Genomic DNA, 23,324 nt, shown 5'->3' on the forward strand with positions numbered 1-23,324 from the left:
ACCATGGTAGCGCTAAAACCTTGGCATAATCCATGGCATGTGTGAGCAGCCCTCGTCAACACCGCTAACCCCCGTTATCTACACCGTGGATGTGCGCGCCGGTACTTTCCGGCGCCATGATCCGGCGCAACCGGTGGTCTTTTGGGACGATGCCGCGGTGACTCGCGGCGAGGCCGTGTTTGAATCGCTGTTGGTCCGAAACGGGCGGGCAGCGAACCTGCAACGGCATCTGGACCGCTTGCAACGCTCAGCACAGCGGATGGACCTTCCGGCCCCAGACCGCGCTGTGTGGCAGCAGGTGACCGCAGCAGCAGTGGCGGACTGGCAGGAGCAGTCCGGTGGACGGGAAGGAAAGTGCACCTGGACCTATTCACGCGGGCGACAGTACACCGGGTACACCGGGGACATCGGGGGCGCCGGAGACGCCGCAGACTCCGGAGCGGGTGCGCCCCAGCCGACGGCGTGGCTGGTGATCGCGCCAGTGGCACAAGGGGTGCTGCAACAGCGGCACGACGGGGTGCGGGCGCAGTTGGTTCCACGTGGCTGGACCACGACGGTGGGCGCGAAGACCGTGAATTATGCGGCCACGATGGCGGCGCTGCGGCAGGCCCACGGTTTCGATGATGTGATCTTTGTGGAGCCGACAAGCCCAATGGCGACCAGCCCCGCGTCGGCAAGCGATGCGTCGGCAAGCGATGCTCGGGTGTTGGAAGGTGCGACCTCCACTGTCGTGCTGGTGTTGCGGGAAGGCAGCCAGCGTCGGCTGGTGACCCCTGCCGGGGATGTGCTGGCGGGAACCACAGTCGATGCTCTATTCGACTATGCACGGCAGCAGGGGTGGATATGCGAAAACCGCCCGGTAACAGCTGAGGAGCTGTACCAGGCGGAATCGGTGTGGCTGATCTCGTCAGTGCGCATCGCAGTGCGGGTGACCAGCCTGGGAGGCATGAACTCACCGGCAGTGGAGTTACCAGCGCCGACAAATCATGCGGAAATTCGTGGCCTCATTGAACAAGCACTCAGCTTATAAACTGTTGCCTCGGCCACGCAGTGCAACATTAACCAGCAACGCGCTGCAGCTGTGCAGACATATACGGTGCTAGCTCGCCGTCGGTGACGCGCTCGTCCACCCAGCCCAGGTCGTTGTTGGGCATCAGGCCGTACAAACGCTTACCGGGGCCCAGGGTCTTTGGTCCGGTCTCAGTGACCATGGTGGAAGCAGATTCCAGCTCCCAGGAACGCTCGTTGTGCGGCTGGCCGTACATGATCTCCACGATGCCGTCGGAAGAGGTGTAGGTCAGCTCCATGGCATCTTTACCGTCGATGCGTAGGTAGCCAGTTTCGCGTCGGGAAGCACCCGCAGGCTTGCCGTTTTCGTCGATGAACCAGGTGCGGGAGTCGTATTTGACGTGGTTTTCGCCGTTATGCGAAAAGGTGATCTCTTGACCGAAGGTGTGCTGACCTTCGGAGGTAACCGCCTGGCCTTCGCCGCGCCACACGCCGATGAGCGGCAGCACTCCGAGCAGACCGTCGTTCAGGTTCGGGCCATAACGCAGGTTTGCCGTGTCATCCGGGACTGGCAGTGCGCCCAGGCCGGTCTGCGGAATGTTCTTGTCGGCAGTTTTCTTCGCCTGTTGCTCCGCTAAATTGACAGCCTGGTTGCCGTCCAAACGCATCTGTGGGTTGACTTGTTGCTTCTGGTCTTTCTGGTTTTTGGGGTTGTTTTGCTCCTCGGAAGTCATAACCGCCAATTCTACCGTGTGATCGCCCGGGCGATCGGCTGCGCTGTCGTGTGATCGGCTATGTTGCCGTGTGATCGGCTACGCTATTGAGTCGTGCGCCTACTGTTAATCGCTAACCCAAATTCCACGAGCCAAACCAATGAGCTTTTCCGTCGCATCATTCCTTTGGTGCGCAGTATTGATGACTCGCATCTGATCACAAAATTTACCCACTATGCCGGGCACGCTGAGGACATGACGCGCGGGCTTAGTCGTGATGATTACGACGTGGTCATCGCAGTTGGTGGCGACGGCACCGTCAACGAGGTGGTCAACGGTTTGTTGGGCAAGGTGGGCGATGGACGTCGTAAAGCCTCTGAGGTTCCGGCCCTGGCTGTGATTCCTACGGGCTCGGCCAACGTGTTCGTGCGTGCGCTGGGCTACCCACTGGACCCGGTGCACACCACAGAGCTGCTGGTAGGGCACATTAAGAAGAACCTACGGCGCCGTATCCGTCTGGGTACGTGGAACGACCGCTGGTTTGCCGTTAACGCCGGCATCGGTATTGACGCCGACGTTTTGCACAGCATCGACAAACTCCGCGAGCAAGGTTTTTCCGCCACCCCGCTGCGCTACCTGCGTATCTCGTACCAGGCATGGCGCCGGATCTTGCATGCGCCGCCGAAGATTAGTGCGCATGCAGAATCTGCCGACGGCCAAACGCAGCACATTGACCAAGCCCCGCTGGTTTTCGCCTCCAATACGAACCCATGGACCTTCTTGGGGCCGCTGCCCGTGGTGACCAACCCGCGCAACTCCTTCGACAAGGGCCTGGGAACTTTCGGCTTGACGGATCTGACAGGGGTTGGTGGCTTCGTCGGCCTGCTGCACCTGTTCGGGGCAGATGAAAAGGGCCGCTTGAACAAATTCACCGATGCCCGCACGCTGCGCTTTGATGATGCCACCCGCATTACCTTGGAATGTGACGAGGCGCTGCGCTTCCAAGCCGATGGTGAGGCGCAGGGCAAACTAAAAACCGTGGAACTCAACAGCATCCCGGATGCCATCGAGGTGTTCTCGCCGGAAGAAATCATTCCAGTACAGCAGCGCGGCATTTTAGCCGTGGTGCGTGATCTGTTTCGGATTTAAAATTCGCTCGCTCTGCCGACGGGGGCGAGATATTCCGGCTGCACGATGACGTTATTGCGTACCGCCTCAAAAACGATGGAACCGCCTTCCAAGTACACCGCGTCGGCGGCTTTATCCAACGGCAAGGTCGTGGTGTTTACGGTCAGATCAAAAGCTGCCAGCGCGTCGTCGTCAGCATCGTCTGGGTGCACCGAGGAACTAATGACTTCTTTTGGGCGCAATTGAAACTCGTCGCCCACCAGCCGCAGCGTTGCCAGCACAGATACGGGTTCGTGGAAGCCCGGCGGGCGGCCCTGAAACACGGCCTCGGTTGCAGTGCCACCACCGGGAGAAATATTTTTCGGGTGCGAGATTGTCAGATCTTTCATATCCAGCCAAGCACCCATCGCCACGCCATCAAGCCGCAGCGTGCGCCGCATAGATTGTGCCTTCGCGCCCAGAAAATCACCAGACCACACCTGATTCGGTTCGGCCTTCAACCCTTGCAACGTGACCCCGGTGTTGACCATGCCGACACCGTCGACATCGACATCAAGTGCCGATACCCCAACAACCGGTACCTGGGAAGAGCGCAAGGCTTGCAGATACGGAATCCCACCGACGTACACCGACGGGGGTGTGGCCAGCTCATTTCCGGATTCGGGTGCATAAGACTCATACACCGCATCAGAAATCTTGCGCTCCACGTTGGAAGCGACCACGGTATCGCCGATCCAGGCGATACCCACTACACCGGCCAGACCCAATGCCCAGGCCGCACGGCGGGCGGTTTTGCGCTTGACGACGATCGATGACACTCCTCATTCATACCGTATTAGGGTAGGGCCATGGTTAATTACGATCGTTTACGTTTCCAGCACACCATTCTTGCCGACGCCAATCGCGCGCAAGCAGACCTTGCCAGTTCCGGCCAACCAGGTGGCGAACACCTTGTTACCGAAACGCGCCGGGCAGCAGAACAGATTCTGCAGGCTGCGGAAGCTGCTGATGGTTTTGCTCCGTTGTCTGAGCAATTTGTTGCCGGACTATCCGATCAGCGTGTCGGGCAGCAGCATGTACTGGCTTTTCTTGACGACGAGCTGGTGGGATTGGCTGGTCTGGATGACGATAATGCAGAGATGGTGATTGCTCCGAAACACCGCGGGCAGGGCTATGGAACGTGCTTATACGAGCATTTGCAACAGGTCGTTGGTGCGGGTCTGCAGGTGTGGGCACACGGGCAGTTGCCGGCTGCGCGCACCATCGCGGAAAAACATCAGTTACAGATTGTTCGGCACCTGCTGGTGATGTCGTTAACCGGTGCGGGGTTGCAGAAATCCGCGGAGCCAGGTGCAGCCCCCGCTGGATTTGTGGCTGCCGATTACACGGAATCTGTGGACCGCTTCGGTGCGGATCACGTAGAAAATAGTTGGGTAGAGGCTAATAACCAGGCATTTTCCTGGCACCCCGAGCAAGGCGGTTGGGATCGCGACCGCTTGCACCGCGCCATGGAGGCCGAGTGGTTTGACCCGCAGGATGTGATTCTTTTGTGGGACAACGATGCTGCAGTAGGCGTCGACAAGCACCCTGCATTAGCGGGATTTCACTGGACGAAATGGCACGGTGCTGCCGAAGACTCCGCGGAAGCCGTCGGTGAGGTTTATGTGATTGGGCTGGCTAGCGCGTATCAAGGCCGTGGTTTGTCTGGACACCTGCTGCGCCTGGGAATTAAACAAATGGTGAATAAAGGGGCAACGGAAGTCATCCTGTATGTCGAAAAGGATAATGAATCCGCCGTGCGGGTATATGAAAAATCCGGTTTCGACATCGCAGAAAACCACGTGGTATATGCCGCTAACAGCGGAAACGGTGTCGAAAACTAGCAGTTATGCCCGGTTTTTAACGCGACCATAAAAGTTTGCAGAGACTTCACACGAAGTCCATGATGACTTTCCTTCCTGGTTACCTACGTCTCTTAACCTGAGTTTTTGTGAGCGCGGCAACGCGTTTGAGAATTGCACAGTACTCCAGGAAGGTTCCCATGACTCTGAACAACTGCACTGCTTTTTCCCGTACCGCTTTATCCCGTAACAAGCGGCGGCAAGTTTCCGCAGTACTGGGAGCGGTGGCTTTATCGGCATCGTTGATCGCGTGCTCGGAAGTAGATGACGCTGCTAGCACCGCCGACGATGCCGTCGATTCTGACGATGCCGTCGATAGCGATTACACCGCCACCGGCGAGCTCATCGGCGAAGGCGCATCCTCGCAGCAAAACGCGATGGACTACTTTGGCGTGCAATTCAACTCGCTGACTGATGCCACCCTGGCCTACAACCCGACCGGTTCCGGTTCCGGACAAACCGAATTCATCGCGGGCAATGTGGATTTTGCCGGTTCTGATTCGCCACTCAAAGACGACCAAGTACAGGCCGCTGCCGATCGCTGCGAAGGCAACGATGCATGGCACCTGCCGATGGTCATTGGCCCGGTCGCCATCGCTTACAACGTCGAAGGCGTCGACGGGGAGCTGAATCTGCCAGTAGACACCGTCGCCAAGATATTCTCCGGCGAGATCACCAGCTGGAATGATCCAGAAATCGCCGAGGCCAACCCGGATGCGGACCTGCCAGATACCAAAATCACCGTCGTGTACCGCTCAGATGAATCCGGTACCTCGGATAACTTCCAGAAGTTCCTGACTGCCTCGACTGGCCATTGGGATTCTGCGGGCAAACAATTCCCGCAGAAGGTCGGAGAGGGTGCGAACGGTTCCAGCGGTGTCGCCAGCCAGACCGGATCCATTGACGGTGCCATCACGTATGTGGAATCTGGATTTGCGGAACAAACCGGCCTGGGCATCGCTCACCTGGACTTCGGTTCCGGCCCGGTAGAACTCAGCGAAAAATCCGTAGGCGTAGCCCTTGATAACCTGAAATTCACGGGCGCGGACGGCGAGGAAGCTCCGCACGATATGGTCGTTGATTCCGATGCGTTGTTTGCTTCTGATGACGAAGGTGCATACCCGCTGATTCTCACCACGTACGAAATCGTCTGCTCGGATGGCTACGACGAAGAAACCGAAACCCAGGTGAAGGATTTCCTCAACGTCATGCTGGAATCCCAGGATGACGAGCTCGCAGCCTCTGGCTACATCCCGGTGACCGGCGAGCACTTGCAGCGTCTGCACGATGCGGTTGCTGCCATTGGTGCTGGCTCGGATGCTGGTTCGGGTGCTGGCGCTCAATCCTAAGAGTCCGAGCCTTAAGCAGCTGAAATAAGCGTTAATAACGAGAAAGCGTCTGATAATGTCGCAGACACGAACACGCATCGGCGACCGGGTTTTCCGCACCGCATCGTCGACATCGGCGCTGCTGATGACCGTGATGATCGCCGCCATTGGCATCTTTTTAGTCCTGCAGGCGGTCCCGGCACTCAACCGCAATACCGAGGGCTACTTCGGATTCCTCACCTACGGGCAGGATTGGATAACCTCCGATCCGCAAAAGATGACCTTCGGCATTGCCTCTATTCTGGGCTCCACGGTGTTGATCTCAGCTTTGGCACTGCTACTTGCCATGCCGATTGCACTGGGAATCGCGATTTTCCTTTCCAGCTACGCCCCAGCCCGGATGGTCAAACCCCTCGGGTTTTTGGTGGACATGCTGGCCGCCATCCCATCGATCGTGTATGGCCTGTGGGGCTGGCAGGTGCTCGGGCCGTTCTTGTCAGACTTCTATGACTGGCTACACGGCTGGGCCGGCGGGGTTTTCCTGTTCACCGTCTACCCGAACTCACCGTCGTTTGTTACCGGACGCAACATCTTTACCGGGGCGGTGGTGCTCGCAATCATGATCCTGCCGATCATCGCCGCCACCGCCCGCGAAATTTTCAACCAAACCCCGGCGGGCCAGCTCGAAGCAGCGTTGGCGTTGGGCGCCACACGCTGGGAGGTGGTGCGCATGACGGTGCTTCCATTTGGTTTCTCTGGCTATATCTCAGGTTCGATGCTGGGACTCGGCCGCGCACTGGGTGAAACAATGGCGCTGTACATGATCGTCTCCCCGCTGACAGAATTCCGTTTCTCGCTTTTCGACGGCGGCACCACGTTTGCCACCTTGATCGCGAACGCCGCGCCAGAATTTTCCAATCCGTTGCGCGCCGGGGCATATATCGCCGCTGGTTTGGTGTTGTTCATCCTCACCTTCGTGGTTAACGCGGCGGCACGTTCATTAGTGGTGTCAAAATCCACCGCGACACCGAAACCGAAAAAGGGTGCATCATGACGCCAGCAACTCTAGAAACTGCCGGACTTTCACAAAAACGCCGCACCACCGACATAATCGCCACCACCAGTGTGTGGCTGGCAGTGGTCATCGCGTTGATCCCGCTGGTCTGGGTGCTCTGGGAAGTAATCTCGCGCGGGTTGCCCACAATTTTTGATGTCGGCTGGTGGCAGTATTCCCAGCGAGGGATCCGCTTGCACGATATCGGAGGTGGCGCGCTGCACGCGATCGTCGGCACGTTGGTCCAGGTGGCCATCGCTTCGCTTATTTCCATTCCCATTGGCATTTTGACCGCGATTTACCTGGTGGAATATTCCCAGGGTGGCCCATTGGCCCGCCTGACGACGTTCATGGTGGACATTCTGTCCGGTGTGCCATCCATCGTAGCCGCGCTGTTCGTTTATGCCCTGTGGATTACGGTCCTGGGGTTCGAGCGTTCTGGTGCTGCCGTAGCGCTGTCACTTGTGTTACTGATGATCCCGATCGTGGTGCGCAACTGTGAAGAAATGCTGCGAGTGGTGCCCATGGAGCTGCGTGAATCCGCGTATGCGCTGGGTGTTCCGAAATGGAAAACCATAGTGCGCATCGTATTGCCTACTGCGATGTCAGGTATCGGTACCGGAATCGTGCTCGCGATTGCGCGCATCATGGGCGAATCCGCCCCGGTGCTGATCCTGGTGGGGTCTACCTCGTCGTTGAATATCAATCCATTCGGTGGTCCGCAATCCTCACTGCCACTGATGATGCTGGATATGTACAAATCCGGAACGTCCGATGAGGTAGCTGCGAAGCTTTGGGGCGCGGCGTTGACCCTGGTGCTATTCGTCGCTGCGCTCAACGGTATTGCCCGGCTGATTTCCGCCAAATTCTCTGTGAAAACCTCCCGCTAACCAAAGGTGATTAATTCTCATGTCTGATCTGAAGTTCGTGCTGGATGACGTCAACATTTACTACGGTGATTTTCACGCGGTACAAAACGTCAGCCTCAACATCCCTGCCAAAGCGGTCACGGCTTTTATTGGGCCGTCTGGTTGTGGCAAATCCACTGTGCTGCGCACGCTGAACCGCATGCACGAGGTTATTCCTGGCGCGAGTGTGAACGGCAAAATTCTGCTGGATGGGCAGGATATCTACGCTGATAACGTCGACCCAGTGGCGGTGCGCATGAATGTGGGCATGGTGTTTCAAAAGGCGAACCCGTTTCCGACGATGTCTATCGAAGAAAACGTGGTCGCTGGTTTGAAGCTGGCCGGGGTGAAAGATAAAAAGCGCCTGCGTGAGGTAGCAGAGCAATCGCTGCGCGGGGCGAATTTGTGGGAAGAGGTCAAAGACCGCCTGGATAAACCCGGCGCGGGATTATCCGGTGGTCAGCAGCAGCGTCTGTGTATCGCGCGGGCGATTGCTGTGGAGCCAAAGGTGTTGCTGATGGACGAGCCGTGCTCGGCACTGGATCCGATTTCCACGCTGGCGGTCGAAGACCTGATTCATAATTTGAAACGGGATTACACCATTGTTGTGGTCACTCACAATATGCAGCAGGCGGCGCGCGTGTCGGATAAAACTGGTTTCTTTTCCTTGGAAGCGACCGGGAAGCCGGGGCACCTGGTGGAATTTTCTGACACGAAAACGATTTTTGAAAACCCCGGGAAAAAAGAAACTGAGGACTATATTGCGGGCAGGTTTGGCTAAACCCCCGAACCGGTAAGCGATATGGGTAGGGCCGCGGTCATTGTGACCGCGGCTATTTTTCTTGCGCTACAGGCGACAAAGATTGCCGCATAGCGGGCAGAAGTTTAATCGATAACGAACTGCGAACGGTGGAATTGCGAGCTCAAAAAGCCCTCGGGGAGTTTCCCGGTGGCCAAAAAGACGATGCGCGCGTACACGTTGACGCAGTGATCGGCATAGCGCTCGTAATAACGAGCCAGCATGGCCACATCCACGGCCGCACGCGAACCATGCGCCCAATCATCGGCAGTGGTCAGTGCCAACAGTGCGGCATTGAGCTTGTCGACGGCGTCGTCATCATCATTCATGGCGGTAGCAATTCCGCCTCCCGGATCTTTCAGGATCGCGGTGGTTTGCTGCGCCATGTCGTCGACAAGCTCGGATAGCTGCGCGAAATCTGCGGTTACTGACTCCGGCAACACGCGCTCCGGAAAACGGCGCAGCACCGCTTTGGCGATGTGCGTGGCAAGGGCTGCCATGCGTGTGAAATCCTCCACAATATAAATCGAAGAAACCACCTGGCGTAGCTCCGAAGCGACCGGGCCTTCCAAAGCGAGCAGCTCGAAAGCGCGGGCCTCGCTGCGCTCGCGGATCGCATCCAGCTCCTCCGTGCGAGCGACGGCCTGGGTGGCGGGTTCTTGTGCGGCTTCTGGCTCGGCCAGCAACGCCTGCGAAGCCAAGTCCATCACCTGGTGGACGGTGTTGCTTAGTTCAACGATGTCATTGGCAAAATTATCTAGTGTGTTTCGATATGCAGTACGCATAGATACGAGACTAAAAACACAAAGTTGCCGCGAGATTACCCCGCGGCTGGCAGAACGTGAAGTTCGGGAAAACTCTTGGTTATCCCCCAGAATTGATCGCCTCTGCACCAGCAAGCGCCCGGGCATCATCTTGTGGATCATCCAACCAACCATCCGGCAGCGCCACTTTCGAAGGCGAACCCTGGCGGCCACGGGCGCCGTCGGCGTCGTCGGCAAGCGCCATAGAATCTGCCCAAGGTGCGAGTTCCTCGGCGAGACCGGCCAAGCTGGATACTTTTGCTAAGCGTGCCCGGACCTCGCCACCAACTGGATAACCACGCAAATACCAGCCCATATGCTTACGCAGGTCCCGGCAGGCCCGCTCCTCGCCTTGGTGCTCGGCGAGCAGTTCCGCGTGGCGCGTGATGATGCCGGTGAGCTCACCCAAAGTCGGTGGTGCTGGGATTTCCGTGCCACGCAGATGGGCGGAAAGCTCAGCGAAAAGCCACGGCCGCCCCAGGCACCCGCGGCCAATAACCACGCCGTCGCAGCCAGTGGCTTCCATCATGGCGGAGGCATCAGACGCCTTGAAAATGTCGCCATTACCCAACACCGGAATTCCGGTGTGTGCGAGGTGTTGCTTGAGAGCCGCGATTTGCTCCCAATCCGCAGTGCCGGAATAACGCTGTGCGGCGGTACGGCCATGCAATGCGACGGCCTGGGCGCCTTCTTCGACTGCGATGCGGCCGGCATCCAAGTGGGTGTGGTGCTCGTCGTCAATGCCGATACGGAATTTCACGGTTACGGGAATATCGGTGCCTTCTGTGGCTTTGACCGCAGCGGCCACGATCTGGCTAAACAACCGGCGCTTGTACGGCAAGGCAGCGCCGCCACCGCGCTTGGTCACCTTCGGAACCGGGCAACCGAAGTTCATATCAATATGGTCGGCCATATCCTGCTCGACGATCATCTTTGCTGCTTTATAGGTCCATTCCGGATCTACTGTGTATAGCTGCAGCGAACGCGGGGACTCTTCCGGTGCGAACGTTGTCATGTGCAACGTTTTTTCGTTGCGTTCTGCCAACGCACGAGCAGTGACCATCTCACACACGTACAAACCAGAGACCGTGCCGGTTTTGCTCACTTCTTGCTCGCGGCAGAGACGTCGGAAAGCAACATTTGTCACCCCAGCCATGGGGGCAAGGACGACGGGGGAAGAAAGCCGGTGGGGGCCAATTGTTAAGCTCACAGGCCCTATTGTCGCTAATTACACGGAATCCGCCAAACGCGAAACATCCGCTACAGCGTGGCGGTAGGAAAAATATGAGGTGGACTAGTATTCACCATGAACACAATCACAGTGACCTCCGCTATACTGTGGTGTCAGAAGCGCTACGCAGAAACTGAGTTCTAGGCCTCACTTTTCTGGCCTGGGTATCCACCAGACTGCACGGCGTGCATAGCAACAGAACGAAAGTTCAGAACAAGGAGAGATAACGTGGCTGACCGTATCCTTAACGAATTCTTTAAAAACAAGATCACTTCCGCTGAGAAGGCTGCGGAGCACGTCAACAACGGCGACAAGATCGGTATGTCCGGTTTCACTGGTGCCGGTTACCCAAAGGCCCTGCCTACGGCCATCGCCAACAAAGCCAAGGCAGCCCACGACAAGGGCGAAGAGTTCAAGATCGATCTGTTCACGGGCGCTTCCACCGCTCCAGAGTGCGACGGCGTATTGGCAGAAGCCAATGCGATTAACTACCGGACCCCGTACAACTCTGATCCAAACCTGCGTAACCAGTTCAACGCGGGCGAGGCAAAGTACCAGGATATCCACCTCTCCCACCTGGGCTTGCAAGTGGAGCAGGGCTTCTTCGGGCGTTTCCAGGTAGCCATTATTGAGGCCACCAAGATCACCGAAGACGGCATGATCGTGCCATCGTCTGCTGTTGGTAACAACCTGGAGTGGATTGACAACGCCGACAAGGTCATCATCGAGGTTAACTCCTGGCAGTCCGAAAACCTCGAGGGCATGCATGACATCTACCAGATCCCACGCAAGCCGAACCGCACCCCAATTCCAATCGTCAACGTCGGCGATCGCATTGGTTCGCCATACATCGAGATCGACAAAGAAAAGGTCGTCGCTGTCGTCGAGACCGATGCCGCGGACCGCAACGCGCCGTTCAGCGAACCAGATGAGATCTCTGAGAAGATTGCAGCAAACTTCCTGAAATTCCTCGAAGGCGAAGTCGAGGCAGGTCGATTGGAATACGATCAGTTCATCCTGCAATCCGGCGTCGGAAACGTGCCAAACGCCGTGATGGCAGGTCTACTGGACTCCAAGTTCGAAAACATCACCGCCTACACCGAGGTTATCCAGGACGGCATGCTGGACCTGATCGACGCCGGCAAGATGACCGTTGCCTCGGCAACCTCGTTTGCTCTTTCCCCAGAATATGCGGAGAAGATGAACGAGCAAGCAGAAAAATACCGCGAGCACATCATCCTGCGTCCACAGCAGATTTCTAACCACCCAGAGGTAATCCGCCGCATGGGCCTGATTTCCTCGAACGGTGCGATTGAGGCCGACATTTACGGCAACATCAACTCCACCAACGTCATGGGCTCCCGTGTGATGAACGGCATCGGTGGTTCCGGCGACTTCACCCGTAACGCCTACATCTCGACGTTCATCTCCCCATCGCAGGCTAAGGGCGGCGCAATTTCTGCGATTGTTCCATTCGCTTCGCACATCGACCACACCGAGCACGACACCATGGTCTTCATCACCGAGTACGGCTACGCCGACCTGCGTGGCCTGACCCCACGTGACCGTGCCGAAAAGATGATCGCGATCGCGCACCCGGATTACCGTGATGAGCTGCAGGCGTACTTCGATCGTGCCATGAAGCAGCAGCACGTCCACACCCCGGTTGACCTGGAGACTGCCTTCAACTTCCAGCGCAACTTCGAAGAATACGGCGATATGCGCGGCAAGCAGGACTAATTCCTAGCCCGACGTGACCGTTTCTAGCTTGGCGTGACAGCCTGACACCCCAGCTGGTGCAGTTTCTGCACTTGGCTGGGGTGATTTCTGTATTCGGGTGGCGTGATTTTTATTTATGTTTGGTGTGTATTAGCATAGTGAGCTGTTGGGCCTTTAGCTCAGTTGGTAGAGCTGCGGACTTTTAATCCGAAGGTCGCGGGTTCGACCCCCGCAGGGCCCACAAACAGGTAAAACCCCTGGCCAAGAAATTGGCCAGGGGTTTGCTGTATCTTCTTTGTTCTTGAGTTCAGGGGGTCGTTATCTTTCTGAGCGAAGCTGGGGTGAAAGAGGGGGGGGGAAGTAGGTTAAGTAGCAAAAAGAGGATGCGGACGGAATCTTGGAGGATTTTCCGCATCCCCAAATATGTTTGCTCGGAGCGTCGGCAGATGGTGCATTTTTGCAAATAGTGAACGAAAAAGGCCACTTTCAGCGGGCCTATTTGCAAAAAAGACACAATAGACATGATCACCGGCGATGGGCTAAGCGGTTGCACGCAAGGTAGCACTCGCGGGGGCTACACAGTAGCACCAGCGGTAGCACCCACGCTGGCACCAGCGGTAGAAGTGAATCCACGCAAGCGCAGGCTGTTGCTAACCACAAACACGCTCGATAGCGCCATAGCCGCACCGGCCAGCATCGGGTTCAACAGCCCCAGAGCGGCCAACGGAATGGCGGCGGTGTTGTAGGCAAAAGCCCAGAACAAATTGCCCTTGATGGTGCCCAGCGTGCGACGAGACAAGCGAATAGCGTCGGTGGCTGCCCGCAGATCACCGCGCACCAGCGTGATATCGGCGGATTCCATTGCCACATCGGTGCCGGTTCCCATCGCCATGCCCAAATCGGCTTGCGCTAGGGCAGGAGCATCGTTAATGCCATCGCCAACCATCGCGACCTTATAGCCCCGATCCTGGTAATCCGCGATCACCGCGACCTTGTCTTCCGGCATAACTTCGGCGCGCACGTGCTCGATGCCAACTTCCGCCGCTACGGTTTCTGCCACCGCCTGGTTATCGCCGGTCAGCAGCATCGTTTCAATGCCAAGTACATGGAATTGCTGAATTGCTGCAGCGCTGGTGGTCTTGACTTGGTCGGCTACCAGCAGCACGGCGGCGGGGGTGCCGTCGACAAGCACCACGAGCGCAGTGTGACCTTGGGTCTGCGCGCTCAGAAACGGTTGCTGCAGCGCGCCCAGGTCTTCATTGTCCGCCAAGCTGGGCTTGCCGACGGCCACCCGGCGGCCTTCCACCACACCGCGCACACCAGCGCTGCGGATGGACTCAAAATCGCTGACCTCGCTCAGTGTGCCGTCGGCTCGCTGGTTTGTGGCTGCCCGGGCGATTGCGCGGCCAATCGGGTGCTCAGATTCGTGTTCCAGGCTGCCGGCCAAGTGCACCACTTCGTCGCGGTCGAAGCCTTCGGCGGTGACAACGTCGGCAAGTTCCATCACGCCGGTGGTCACAGTGCCGGTTTTATCCAGGATCACGCGATCAATTCCACGGGAATGCTCGAGCACCTCTGGGCCTTTGATCAGCACGCCCATCTGCGCGCCGCGTCCAGTGCCCACCAGCAGGGCAGTAGGGGTGGCCAGGCCCAATGCGCACGGGCAGGCGATGATCAGCACGGCCACCGCGGCGGTGAACGCGGCGGCCCAGTCACCGTCGATGAGCAGCCAGGCGATGAGCGTGAGCAGGGAAACGGCAATGACGATGGGGACGAAAACCCCGGAGATTTTATCGGCCAACCGTTGAGCAGAAGCCTTGCCTGATTGTGCGTCTTCCACCATCTGGGCCATCTGCGCTAGCTGGGTATCTTTGCCTACCTTCGTGGCTCGTACCACCAACTTGCCGCCACCAACGTTGATCGTGGCGCCAGCGACGGCATCATCTGGACCGGCTTCCACGGGGACGGATTCTCCACTGAGCATCGAGGTGTCAATGGTGCTGCGGCCGGAGACAATCACCCCATCGGTGGCTATCTTTTCGCCATCACGGACGACGAATTCATCGCCAACGGTCAGCTCATTGATGTTGATGGTGGTCTCTGCACCATTGCGCAGCACGGTGACTTCACTGGCACCCAGATCCAGTAAGGCCCGCAAAGCCGAGCCGGCGGTGCGCTTCGAGCGCTTTTCGAAGTACCGACCCAGCAGGATGAAGGTGATTACGCCAGCGGCGACTTCGAGGTAAATGTGGCTCAGGCCGTCGCCACGCGAGACTGTGAAATCAAAGCCGTGGCGCATACCCGGATCGCCCGCAGAACCAAAAAACAGCGCGACCACCGACCACACCAACGCTGACGATGTTCCCAGCGAGATCAGCGTATCCATGGTTACGCTGCCGTGTCGCAGGTTCTGCCAGGTAGCCCTATGGAACGGCCATCCTGCCCACACTACGACCGGCAAAGTCAACGCCAGTGATACCCAGCCCCAGTAATCAAACTGCCACGCCGGAACCATCGCCAAAGCAATCACCGGTACCGCCAGTACTGCGGAAACGATGAGTCGGCGTCGTAAAGAATCTAGTTCGGCCTCGGCCATCGCATCCTGCGGGGCCTGTGTGCCTGCTGCGGTGGCCTCTGGGCTGAGCTCTGCGCCATAGCCGGTCTTTTCGACGGTGGCGATGAGCGCATCAGCATCCAGCGCATCCGTGTCGCCGGTGATGGTGGCTTTTTCTGTGGCGTAGTTGACCTCGGCATGCACGCCGTCGTGCTTGTTTAGCTTCTTTTCGACGCGTGCGGCACAGGAGGCGCACGTCATCCCGGAAATATTCAGCTCAATGGTGGAAGAAGCGGCGCTTGGCGCTGGAAGGGGTGAGAAGGTTGACCTTGGGGTGGGCATTGTAAAAACGCTCCTTTATCTGGTGGGTTAGGCGCGTTCGGCGGTGTAACCAGCTTCGTCGACGGCTGCGATGATGTCTTCGTCGCTGGCTTGGTTTTCGGCTTCGGCGGAGTTGTTGTCGGAGTTGTTGTTATCAGCGGTGCTGTTATTAGCGGTGTCGTTGTAGAAGACGGTGAGGGTGCCTTCTTGTGCGCTAACTGTTAGTCCGGCTACGCCAGGGACTTGGGAGACTTCCTCGTGCACGGCGTTTTCGCAATGCGCGCAGGTCATTCCGGTGACGCGGAAAGTGGTGCTGGGGTTGGACATAAGTAGGTTCCTTTCTGATGGTGAATATGTGTGCCTAATCGTGAATATGCATGTTTTTGGTAGGCAGATCTTTTGCGGATTGTCTTACCGACCCCAGTTTATACCCCTAGGGGGTATACGACAAGGGTGTGTGGTGGTCTAGATTTCTATGTATGTCAGAATCATGCCGCGCACCGCGGACCTCAATTCACAAGCGCCCAGCGACGCTAATTCTTGCGCTGGGCCTGAGCTTCGGCCTTGGGGTCGGGGTTAGTGCATACCCAGTTGCTGCTCATGCGCAATCATCCTTGCCCGCGTTCGGCTCCTCGAACGGAAGTAGCGGAAATAGCGGCAACAACCAGGGCAGCCGCCCTGCGCCCAAGCCAGCGCCGCAACCAGAGCGGCCGGGACAACAACCTGGTGCGCCCGGCCAGCCCGGCCAGCCCGGGTACCCTAGCCAACCTGGTGCGCCCCGACAAGATTTCAACGTCACCATGCTGGGCGACCTGCTGGGCGTCGGCAAGTCTGATGCCGCTGGTTTCTATTCCGGTGATCTGGGAATCATGCGCGAAATTACCCCGGGCAAGAAATTTGCGGTGGTTTTCGGTGATTCCTTCCGTGGTCAACGCTTCGGCGAAGGTGAGTGGCTCAGCCCGGTTGGTGTTGTGGCCCAGAAAACCCACGACGGGCGCATCGAGATCCTGGAGCCACTGAACGACGGGCCGAAAGTCCAACAGCTGGTGAAGTATTCGCACGGCGAAAATCGCCTGACCGTGATCCCTTCGGATCTGCTCAATCTCGATGGCACCTTGTATATGCAGGGCATGTGGAACAAACCCTTTGGCAATGTCACGCACACGCAGGTGTGGAAGTCGCTCGATCAGGGCGCGACGTGGCAATCTGTCGGCACGATCGACGGTGGCTATAAAGGCGGATTGCTGCAGCTGTTGTCTTGGGAACAAGGCCCGGATGGCTGGGTTTATCAGGTATCGACGAAATTTGGCCGTAAGCACGACGTCTACCTCAGCCGCATGCAGCCCCGCGACCTAGCGAATCCGCGGGCCTGGCAGCACTACAACCCGCGCACAGGGCAGTGGGAGTCTGCGTCGACAAGCGTCTTGCACCCTGTGCTCAGCGAGCCGGTGCAGGCCGGAGAGATGTCGCTGCGCTATATCCAAGGCCACTGGGTGCTGGCGATGTTTAACGAAGAAACCTTGGCTGTAGAAGTCCGGATTTCCCGCGAGCTGGCCACGGACTGGAACCGCGTGCCGGTAGCGACCATCGTGCGCAACGGGCCATGGGATCAGCCGCAGGGGCCGAATAATTTCTCGCAACCTTATGGCGGCTACATCACCCCGGGTTCAACCCTGGACAACCTTGATTTGGTGATCTCGCAATGGAACACCTCTGACAATTCACGTTATAACTCCACGCAGTTCAACGTGCGCGGCCTCGACAAATTCTTCGGCATTGCGGGCACCGAGACAGTTCAGCCGCGTGCGTTGCGTTCAGCGCCGGTACCAAGCCCCGATGCCGTGCCGTTTGATGCTGAAGTTCTGGATGTCACCGAGGTAGCTCCAGATGTCACCGAGGTAGCTCCAGATGACAACGCGGTACCGCAACTAACGCCTGATGTGAACACCAAGATCGTTGAGCTTGACGACGCCGAAGCTGCCGCGCTGCTGGATTAGTTAACTCTTCACAATCTTGCGAATGGCCTTCATGGCCTCGTCCAACGTGGCTTCTGCCTGTGGCCCAGATTGGGTCGCGGCATCGGCCACGCAGGAATGAATGTGATCATTGAGTAGGTCCAGAGAAATATTTTCTAGGGCTGAGGTGATCGCGGAGATTTGCGTGATGATGTCGATGCAGTACTGGTCTTCGTCGATCATGCGCTGGATGCCGCGGGTTTGCCCTTCGATGCGGCGTAAGCGGGACAAGTAGCGGGATTTGTCTGCGCTGTACCCGTGTTCGTGGTGGGTGCATGGGCACGGGTCGTCAGCGTGCTCGGGTGGCTGTTGCGCGTTTTGTATGCCCATTGTCTTGGCGAGTGTCTTGGTGAGTTTTTGTGGAGTATCCGCGGCGCTCATAACCGTAGAATACTGGCAGATAACTAATGCATACAAACGGTAAAAAACGGCTGTTTTCCTGCTGTTTTGTCAAATGCTAAGAAGTGTATTAATGTTTAGCAAGTCGCCGACACCAAGGAAACAAGGTGTTGAACACGCTAGCCCCCATCGTCTAGCGGCCTAGGACACTGCCCTTTCACGGCAGCGGCACGGGTTCGAATCCCGTTGGGGGTACAAAGAGCTTTTCTTAATCTCTTTTACACTAAGGCCCTGTGGCGCAGTTGGTTAGCGCGCCGCCCTGTCACGGCGGAGGTCGCGGGTTCAAGTCCCGTCAGGGTCGCCAAACAGAATCTCGAGTCATCGTTGGAAAACGGTGCCTCGAGATTTTTTCTTTAACAACTTGCAAGCAAGCATATGTTCGAGCTTATGTCCGAGCCCGTATTCAAGCTCAGATTCATGCTTAGGCCCAAGAGACGCCCAGCTTGTCACTTAAATCGTCGAAAATACGGCGAGCTACCCCCAGGTTTTTCGTGATCGGTCGTTGCCTGCCTGGGCGGCGCCTCTCGTTGTAATACTCACCGGATTCAAAATGAATACCTGGAGTTCCAGCCAAATAAAAAGCCAGGTTATCGCCGCCCACAGAGGGTGCGCTGAGGGCTTTCGCCAAAACGCTGGAATACACCCGAGAGATTACGCCGGATGAAGTCTGCGCAAACGACGTTGCTAGTGCTCCAGGGTGAAAAGACACCGCAGTTAGTCCGTGCGAGTCGAGATAGCGCGTGAGCAAGATATCGCCGAGTTTCGCGTTACCGTAAGCGCGGGACGAGCTGAAGTGTTGGAAAGTGTTCGGATCGTCTGGCCGGAAATAAGACATCAGCAAATGTGCCACTGAAGCGGTTTGAACGACGGTGGCATCGTCGGCGCGGAGTTTATCCTGCAAAAGGGAAGTCAGCAGGAAAGGGGCGACGACGTTGATCTGCCAGGTGCGTTCAAAACCATCAGCTGTGGTTACGGGCCCGTCAAAAATCCCACCGGCATTATTGGCCAAGGCGTGGATATGATCTAGCTGGTTGAGTTCGTCGGCAAGCTCCCGAACTTCGGTGAGGGAAGAAAAATCAGCGGTGAAATGCTCTGCACCTAAGGGATTGGCGACGTTGCGTGTCTTTTCTGGACTACGCCCGACGATGACGAGTCGGTCTTCCGAGCGAGTATTGTGTAGCGTGCGTGCGGCCGCGGCGCCGATTCCATCTGATGCTCCGGTGATCACGATGGTGCGCGGTGCAGGGCTGTTTGGTGCAGGGTTGTTTGGTGCAGAGCCGTAGCGCGCCGAGTTATGGTGTGTAGAACCGTGTGGTGCAGGATTTTCGGTAGGCATAAGATGAGTCTAGCGGTGGTTCTAATATGCCGGTTTTATGCCACTTGTAGTGCGGATTTGCTCAGGTGTATAAGGAAAAGGTAGTCTTAACCATCGTGCGCAACGGAGACTGAACAGTCAGGATTCGGAGTCACACAAAGTTAATAAGGCCCTGTGGCGCAGTTGGTTAGCGCGCCGCCCTGTCACGGCGGAGGTCGCGGGTTCAAGTCCCGTCAGGGTCGCTCAGGAAAATGCTGAGTGTTTACGGAAACGTAAATCCTAAGATTGTTTTCCTTGGCCAGATAGCTCAGTTGGTAGAGCATCCGCCTGAAAAGTGGAAGGTCAGCGGTTCGATCCCGCTTCTGGCCACATTTAGCCCGTCAGAATGTTTGCACAAACATGCCGGCGGGTTTTGTGCATTTGTCACGCACTCACTGTGCAAGCTCGTTTCTGGGTTATGCGACAAAAGTGGGGATATGGGGATATAAGACAAAAAGGGGTTAAACGAGGGTTAAACGACAAAGGTGTGTCTGGGGTTGTTACCCCGTGTCGGGGAGTCGGAATTTTGTGCCATTTTTACAAATAGTGAACGAAAAAGGCCTCTTTTAGCGACCCTATTTGTAAAAATGGCACATTAGATAGGACTCCTGGGGTTTGTTGCATAACCCTGCATTTGTCACGCCCTCACCGTGTATGCTCGTTTCCCACGTTTTCCCACCGTTTTATCCAGGTTTTCCCATCATCTTGTACACCGTTTTGTCCATCTTCGGTAGAGGAATCCTGGCATACTAGAGCTCATAGTGCTTCCGTTTTAAGAATCACAAGGTCCACGGAAACTATTTGATCCAAGGAGATAGTTTATGACTGCACATAACCAGCAAATCACCAATAACACTGCAGAATCCCGTTTTGAAATAACCGTCGACGGAAAATTGGCAGGGTTTGCTGATTACCAAGACGAAGGCAATGTCCGAAATTTCAACCACACCGAGGTTTTCGAAGAATTCCGGGGCCAGGGCCTGTCTAAACCACTGATCAAGTTTAGCCTGGACCACGCCCGAGACAACGATCTGCAGATTCTTCCAACGTGCCCTGCGTATGAGAAATTCCTGCAGAAAAACGAGGAATATCAAGATCTCGTCGCAGAAAATTAACTTTGCACCCAACCGCGCGGGTTAACTTCGCGCCCAACCGCGCGGCATAACTTGCTGCTGAGCAGCGTCCAATAAGGGTTAGGCCGCAGAAAAGCCCGGGTATTTGAAGTACTCCCACTAGTCAGAAACTGATTCTTCAGTCCAACTTTCGGGTGCTAGTTCAAATACCCGGGCTTCAATCATGTATGCAGGGTTGCAAGGTTTAGGCGCTGCGCAACCGCATATACACGTAATATCTACGCATGGCGGGGTGGCGAGGCCCGAAATCTTAGATGTAGTAATCCGGATCGCGGAGCTTCTCGCACTCTTCTTTCTTCCGTGGACGCGCCACAGCAGGAATTCCCACGGCAATGCAATCCGCGGGAACGTCTTTGGTTACTACTGCGTTGCCGCCGACGGAAGAGTTCTTCCCGATGGTCACTGGACCCAACACTTTGGCTCCGGCACCAATCACCACGTTGTCTTCCAACGTTGGGTGACGTTTAGTCTGTGTGAGCACCTGGCCACCTAACGTGACACCGTGGTACAGCATCACACCATCGCCAATCTCGGCGGTTTCGCCAATGACGATGCCCATGCCGTGGTCAATGAAAAAACGCCGACCGATTTTTGCACCGGGGTGAATTTCAATACCGGTGAAAAAACGATTCAGCTGTGCCAAGATTCGGGCCAGCCCTTTCCAGTTGCGCTGCCACAACCAGTGGGAAACCCGATGCGCCCAGATCGCGTGCAGGCCGGAATAAACAAGCGCATTTTCCAGTGAGCCACGCGCAGCGGGGTCATGCTCGCGGGCATTCTGGAGATCTTCGCGGATGCGGGACACGATCTGGAACATAGACAAGAGCCTAACAGGGACTAGTCGCGAATGTCTTCGTACAACAAGGTGGAAACGTAGCGCTCACCGAAGTCCGGAATGATCACGACGATGTTCTTGCCTTCGTTTTCTTCCCGAGCTGCAACTTCCAGGGCAGCTTTGATGTTGGCGCCGGTGGAGATTCCTCCCAGGATGCCGTCGTCAACAGCCAACTTACGGGAAGCCTTGACGGCATCTTCGTTGCTGACAGTAATGACTTCATCCAGTACAGAGCGGTTCAGTATTTCTGGGATGAAGTTTGCACCCAGGCCCTGGATCTTGTGTGGGCCAGCTTTGCCCTCAGTCAACAGTGGGGAAGCAGCTGGTTCAACGGCGATAGCCTTGAGATCCGGGTTCTTTTCCTTCAAGTACTTGCCTGCACCGGAGATGGTGCCGCCAGTACCAATACCAGCGACGAAGATGTCGACGTTGCCGTCGGTGTCTTCCCAGATTTCTGGGCCGGTGGTCTTGTAGTGCACCTGGGCGTTGGCCTGGTTAGCGAACTGGCGGGCCAGGATGGCGTTGTCTTCGGTCTCGGCGATCTCGTTAGCCTTGTCGACGGCGCCCTGCATGCCTGCCGCACCTGGGGTCAGGACGATTTCTGCACCGTAGGCGCGCAGCAAAACGCGGCGCTCGTTGGACATGGTTTCTGGCATGGTGAGCACAACCTTGTAGCCACGGGCCGCGCCCACCAGTGCTAGGGCGATTCCGGTGTTGCCGGAGGTCGCCTCAATGATGGTGCCGCCTGGCTTCAGTTCGCCAGACTCCTCGGCTGCATCGACAATTGCGCGACCAATGCGGTCCTTCACCGAGTTTGCTGGGTTGAAGGATTCCACTTTGGCGTAGACGGTGGCCTTCAGGCCCTTGACGGATTCGTTCAAACGAACCAGTGGGGTTCCACCGATGGTATCCAGAATGTTGTCGTATACCTTACCCATTTATTCTTTAGCTCCTTTGCGGCTGCAGGGGCGGTACATGAGTATGCATGCCACCCTGCAGTGAGTTGGGGTTAACTTTCTGCGCACTACTATACATAAAAAAACTAGACAGAGCAGTCTTTATATTCTAGACCGCTAAGTCGGGTCAGGTGGGGAATTTTGCTGACGAAATTTCAGATGTTTGGCCGCAATAGTTTCAGATGTTCGGCCGCGATATCGGTGGGGTGAACGGGGTTAGGTATTACCCCCGTTTTCACGCTACAGTGAGGTCAAGCGGTTTTGGAAACACCCAAATGGGTACACCCAGATGAGGAGACTTCATGGATTCCCACCTAATCAAAGATGACGATGAGGCTGTCCGCTCAGCACTCACTGCGTTGAAAAACGCCACCAGCATCCCCGTCACTATGTATGCCACCTTGTTGCCTGATAACCGCTTGCAAATTACCCAGTGGGTGGGCCTGCGTACCCCTGCCTTGCAAAACATCATCATGGAGGCAGGTACGGGTGTGGGTGGCAGAGTGGTCAGCACGCGTCGTCCAGTCGGTGTTTCTGATTACACGCGCGCGAATATTATTAGCCACGAAAACGACCGCGTGATGCAGGATGAAGGTCTACATTCTCTTCTGGCCGTTCCTGTGATCGTGCGTAGAGAAATTCGTGGCGTACTTTACGTCGGTGTACATTCGCCAGTGCGGCTGGGCGATAAGGTCATCGAAGAAGTCACCATGACCGCACGGTGCCTGGAACAAGACATTGCGGTTAATTCCGCGCTACGGCAATTCGAAGCCTCTGTTCCAGCGACACCGCGTTCCAACCGCAGCATGAATGGCGCGGAATGGGAACAAGTACGTTCGACGCACTCTAAGCTGCGCATGCTGGCTAACCGGGTTAACGATGAGCACGTGCGCAAAGAGCTGGAGGTCTTATGCGAGCAAATGGTCTCGCCCGTACGCGTCAAGCAGTCCACGCGTCTATCCGCCCGTGAACTTGATGTGCTTTCTTGTGTTGCCTTAGGGCATACCAACGTGGAGGCAGCGGAAGAAATGGGCATTGGCGCAGAAACCGTGAAGTCTTATCTGCGCTCTGTTATGCGCAAGCTTGGTGCGCACACTAGGTATGAGGCCGTCAACGCTGCCCGGCGCATCGGCGCGTTGCCGTAACTGCTCGAGAAATCGGTAGT

Annotated in this window: 21 protein-coding genes and 5 tRNA genes; 16 read left to right on the forward strand and 10 right to left on the reverse strand. The window is 56.8% G+C overall.

Annotation, left to right across the window (positions count from 1 at the left end; genetic code table 11):
- The first annotated feature begins 37 nt into the window (after positions 1-37).
- Positions 38-1,030, forward strand: coding sequence for an aminodeoxychorismate lyase (locus tag L9H78_RS01875; RefSeq protein WP_249620321.1), 993 nt, complete (start codon positions 38-40; stop codon positions 1,028-1,030).
- Between the two features lie 28 nt (positions 1,031-1,058).
- Here L9H78_RS01875 and L9H78_RS01880 read toward each other — a convergent pair whose 3' ends face one another.
- Positions 1,059-1,676, reverse strand: a complete 618-nt coding sequence (locus tag L9H78_RS01880; protein WP_027018064.1) for a heme-binding beta-barrel domain-containing protein — start codon at positions 1,674-1,676, stop codon at positions 1,059-1,061.
- Positions 1,677-1,835: 159 nt separating this feature from the next.
- Between L9H78_RS01880 and L9H78_RS01885 the strand changes: the two genes are divergently transcribed.
- Positions 1,836-2,870 (forward strand): diacylglycerol/lipid kinase family protein, encoded by a 1,035-nt coding sequence (locus L9H78_RS01885; protein WP_249620323.1) that lies wholly within the window; start codon positions 1,836-1,838, stop codon positions 2,868-2,870.
- On the opposite strand, the gene L9H78_RS01890 is transcribed toward L9H78_RS01885, so the two are convergent.
- On the reverse strand, positions 2,867-3,667 hold the full coding sequence (locus L9H78_RS01890) for an LmeA family phospholipid-binding protein (RefSeq protein WP_249618281.1): 801 nt from the start codon (positions 3,665-3,667) through the stop codon (positions 2,867-2,869). The genes L9H78_RS01885 and L9H78_RS01890 overlap by 4 nt on opposite strands.
- A 30-nt stretch (positions 3,668-3,697) precedes the next feature.
- On the opposite strand from L9H78_RS01890, the gene mshD reads away from it, so the two are divergent.
- The 5 genes from mshD (at position 3,698) to pstB (ending at position 8,821) form a co-directional block, all read left to right on the forward strand.
- Entirely contained in the window at positions 3,698-4,732 is a 1,035-nt protein-coding gene (mshD, locus tag L9H78_RS01895) for a mycothiol synthase (RefSeq protein WP_249620324.1), read from the forward strand.
- Between the two features lie 158 nt (positions 4,733-4,890).
- Complete coding sequence (gene pstS, locus L9H78_RS01900; protein ID WP_249620325.1) at positions 4,891-6,099, forward strand: phosphate ABC transporter substrate-binding protein PstS; 1,209 nt, start codon at positions 4,891-4,893, stop codon at positions 6,097-6,099.
- A gap of 55 nt (positions 6,100-6,154) precedes the next feature.
- The gene (pstC, locus tag L9H78_RS01905; RefSeq protein ID WP_249620326.1) at positions 6,155-7,132 is read left to right on the forward strand and encodes a phosphate ABC transporter permease subunit PstC; all 978 of its coding nucleotides are present in this window, start codon (positions 6,155-6,157) and stop codon (positions 7,130-7,132) included.
- Positions 7,129-8,022, forward strand: coding sequence for a phosphate ABC transporter permease PstA (pstA, locus tag L9H78_RS01910; RefSeq protein ID WP_249620327.1), 894 nt, complete (start codon positions 7,129-7,131; stop codon positions 8,020-8,022). The genes pstC and pstA overlap by 4 nt, the downstream gene beginning before the upstream one ends.
- Positions 8,023-8,041: 19 nt before the next feature.
- Positions 8,042-8,821 carry a phosphate ABC transporter ATP-binding protein PstB gene (pstB, locus tag L9H78_RS01915; protein ID WP_249620328.1) on the forward strand — a complete coding sequence of 260 codons (780 nt, stop codon included), beginning with the start codon at positions 8,042-8,044 and terminating at the stop codon, positions 8,819-8,821.
- Positions 8,822-8,925: 104 nt separating this feature from the next.
- On the opposite strand, the gene L9H78_RS01920 is transcribed toward pstB, so the two are convergent.
- Complete coding sequence (locus L9H78_RS01920) at positions 8,926-9,624, reverse strand: phosphate signaling complex PhoU family protein (RefSeq protein ID WP_249620329.1); 699 nt, start codon at positions 9,622-9,624, stop codon at positions 8,926-8,928.
- A 79-nt stretch (positions 9,625-9,703) separates the two neighbouring features.
- Positions 9,704-10,852, reverse strand: a complete 1,149-nt coding sequence (dusB, locus tag L9H78_RS01925; protein ID WP_249620330.1) for a tRNA dihydrouridine synthase DusB — start codon at positions 10,850-10,852, stop codon at positions 9,704-9,706.
- Positions 10,853-11,101: 249 nt separating this feature from the next.
- Between dusB and scpC the strand changes: the two genes are divergently transcribed.
- Positions 11,102-12,613, forward strand: a complete 1,512-nt coding sequence (gene scpC / locus L9H78_RS01930) for a succinyl-CoA:acetate CoA-transferase ScpC (RefSeq protein WP_249618289.1) — start codon at positions 11,102-11,104, stop codon at positions 12,611-12,613.
- A gap of 147 nt (positions 12,614-12,760) precedes the next feature.
- Positions 12,761-12,833, forward strand: a tRNA-Lys gene (locus tag L9H78_RS01935).
- A 333-nt stretch (positions 12,834-13,166) separates the two neighbouring features.
- Here L9H78_RS01935 and L9H78_RS01940 read toward each other — a convergent pair.
- Together L9H78_RS01940 and L9H78_RS01945 are read right to left on the reverse strand one after the other, a co-directional pair.
- Positions 13,167-15,488, reverse strand: a complete 2,322-nt coding sequence (locus tag L9H78_RS01940; RefSeq protein ID WP_249620331.1) for a heavy metal translocating P-type ATPase — start codon at positions 15,486-15,488, stop codon at positions 13,167-13,169.
- 27 nt (positions 15,489-15,515) lie between these two features.
- Positions 15,516-15,794 (reverse strand): heavy-metal-associated domain-containing protein, encoded by a 279-nt coding sequence (locus L9H78_RS01945; RefSeq protein ID WP_249620332.1) that lies wholly within the window; start codon positions 15,792-15,794, stop codon positions 15,516-15,518.
- A gap of 152 nt (positions 15,795-15,946) precedes the next feature.
- Here L9H78_RS01945 and L9H78_RS01950 point away from each other — a divergent pair, with 152 nt between their 5' ends.
- The gene (locus L9H78_RS01950) at positions 15,947-17,464 is read left to right on the forward strand and encodes a DUF4185 domain-containing protein (protein WP_249620333.1); all 1,518 of its coding nucleotides are present in this window, start codon (positions 15,947-15,949) and stop codon (positions 17,462-17,464) included.
- Here L9H78_RS01950 and L9H78_RS01955 read toward each other — a convergent pair whose 3' ends face one another.
- Positions 17,465-17,863 (reverse strand): metal-sensitive transcriptional regulator, encoded by a 399-nt coding sequence (locus L9H78_RS01955; RefSeq protein WP_249620334.1) that lies wholly within the window; start codon positions 17,861-17,863, stop codon positions 17,465-17,467.
- A 140-nt stretch (positions 17,864-18,003) separates the two neighbouring features.
- On the opposite strand from L9H78_RS01955, the gene L9H78_RS01960 reads away from it, so the two are divergent.
- Both L9H78_RS01960 and L9H78_RS01965 read left to right on the forward strand, forming a co-directional pair.
- Positions 18,004-18,076, forward strand: a tRNA-Glu gene (locus tag L9H78_RS01960).
- 32 nt (positions 18,077-18,108) lie between these two features.
- A tRNA-Asp gene (locus L9H78_RS01965) sits at positions 18,109-18,185 on the forward strand.
- Positions 18,186-18,302: 117 nt separating this feature from the next.
- Here L9H78_RS01965 and L9H78_RS01970 read toward each other — a convergent pair.
- The gene (locus tag L9H78_RS01970; protein WP_249620335.1) at positions 18,303-19,217 is read right to left on the reverse strand and encodes an SDR family NAD(P)-dependent oxidoreductase; all 915 of its coding nucleotides are present in this window, start codon (positions 19,215-19,217) and stop codon (positions 18,303-18,305) included.
- 147 nt (positions 19,218-19,364) lie between these two features.
- On the opposite strand from L9H78_RS01970, the gene L9H78_RS01975 reads away from it, so the two are divergent.
- From L9H78_RS01975 to L9H78_RS01985, 3 genes are all read left to right on the forward strand, one after another.
- Positions 19,365-19,438: transfer RNA gene (locus tag L9H78_RS01975), tRNA-Asp, on the forward strand.
- A 54-nt stretch (positions 19,439-19,492) separates the two neighbouring features.
- Positions 19,493-19,565, forward strand: a tRNA-Phe gene (locus tag L9H78_RS01980).
- 491 nt (positions 19,566-20,056) lie between these two features.
- Entirely contained in the window at positions 20,057-20,350 is a 294-nt protein-coding gene (locus tag L9H78_RS01985; protein ID WP_249620336.1) for a GNAT family N-acetyltransferase, read from the forward strand.
- Between the two features lie 268 nt (positions 20,351-20,618).
- On the opposite strand, the gene epsC is transcribed toward L9H78_RS01985, so the two are convergent.
- Complete coding sequence (gene epsC, locus L9H78_RS01990) at positions 20,619-21,185, reverse strand: serine O-acetyltransferase EpsC (RefSeq protein WP_249620337.1); 567 nt, start codon at positions 21,183-21,185, stop codon at positions 20,619-20,621.
- Positions 21,186-21,205: 20 nt separating this feature from the next.
- On the reverse strand, positions 21,206-22,141 hold the full coding sequence (cysK, locus tag L9H78_RS01995; protein ID WP_249620338.1) for a cysteine synthase A: 936 nt from the start codon (positions 22,139-22,141) through the stop codon (positions 21,206-21,208).
- A gap of 320 nt (positions 22,142-22,461) precedes the next feature.
- Here cysK and ramA point away from each other — a divergent pair, with 320 nt between their 5' ends.
- Positions 22,462-23,304 (forward strand): acetate metabolism transcriptional regulator RamA, encoded by an 843-nt coding sequence (gene ramA / locus L9H78_RS02000; RefSeq protein WP_249620339.1) that lies wholly within the window; start codon positions 22,462-22,464, stop codon positions 23,302-23,304.
- Positions 23,305-23,324 lie beyond the last annotated feature (20 nt).

Source organism: Corynebacterium pseudodiphtheriticum (genome assembly GCF_023509295.1).
Classification (GTDB): domain Bacteria; phylum Actinomycetota; class Actinomycetes; order Mycobacteriales; family Mycobacteriaceae; genus Corynebacterium; species Corynebacterium pseudodiphtheriticum.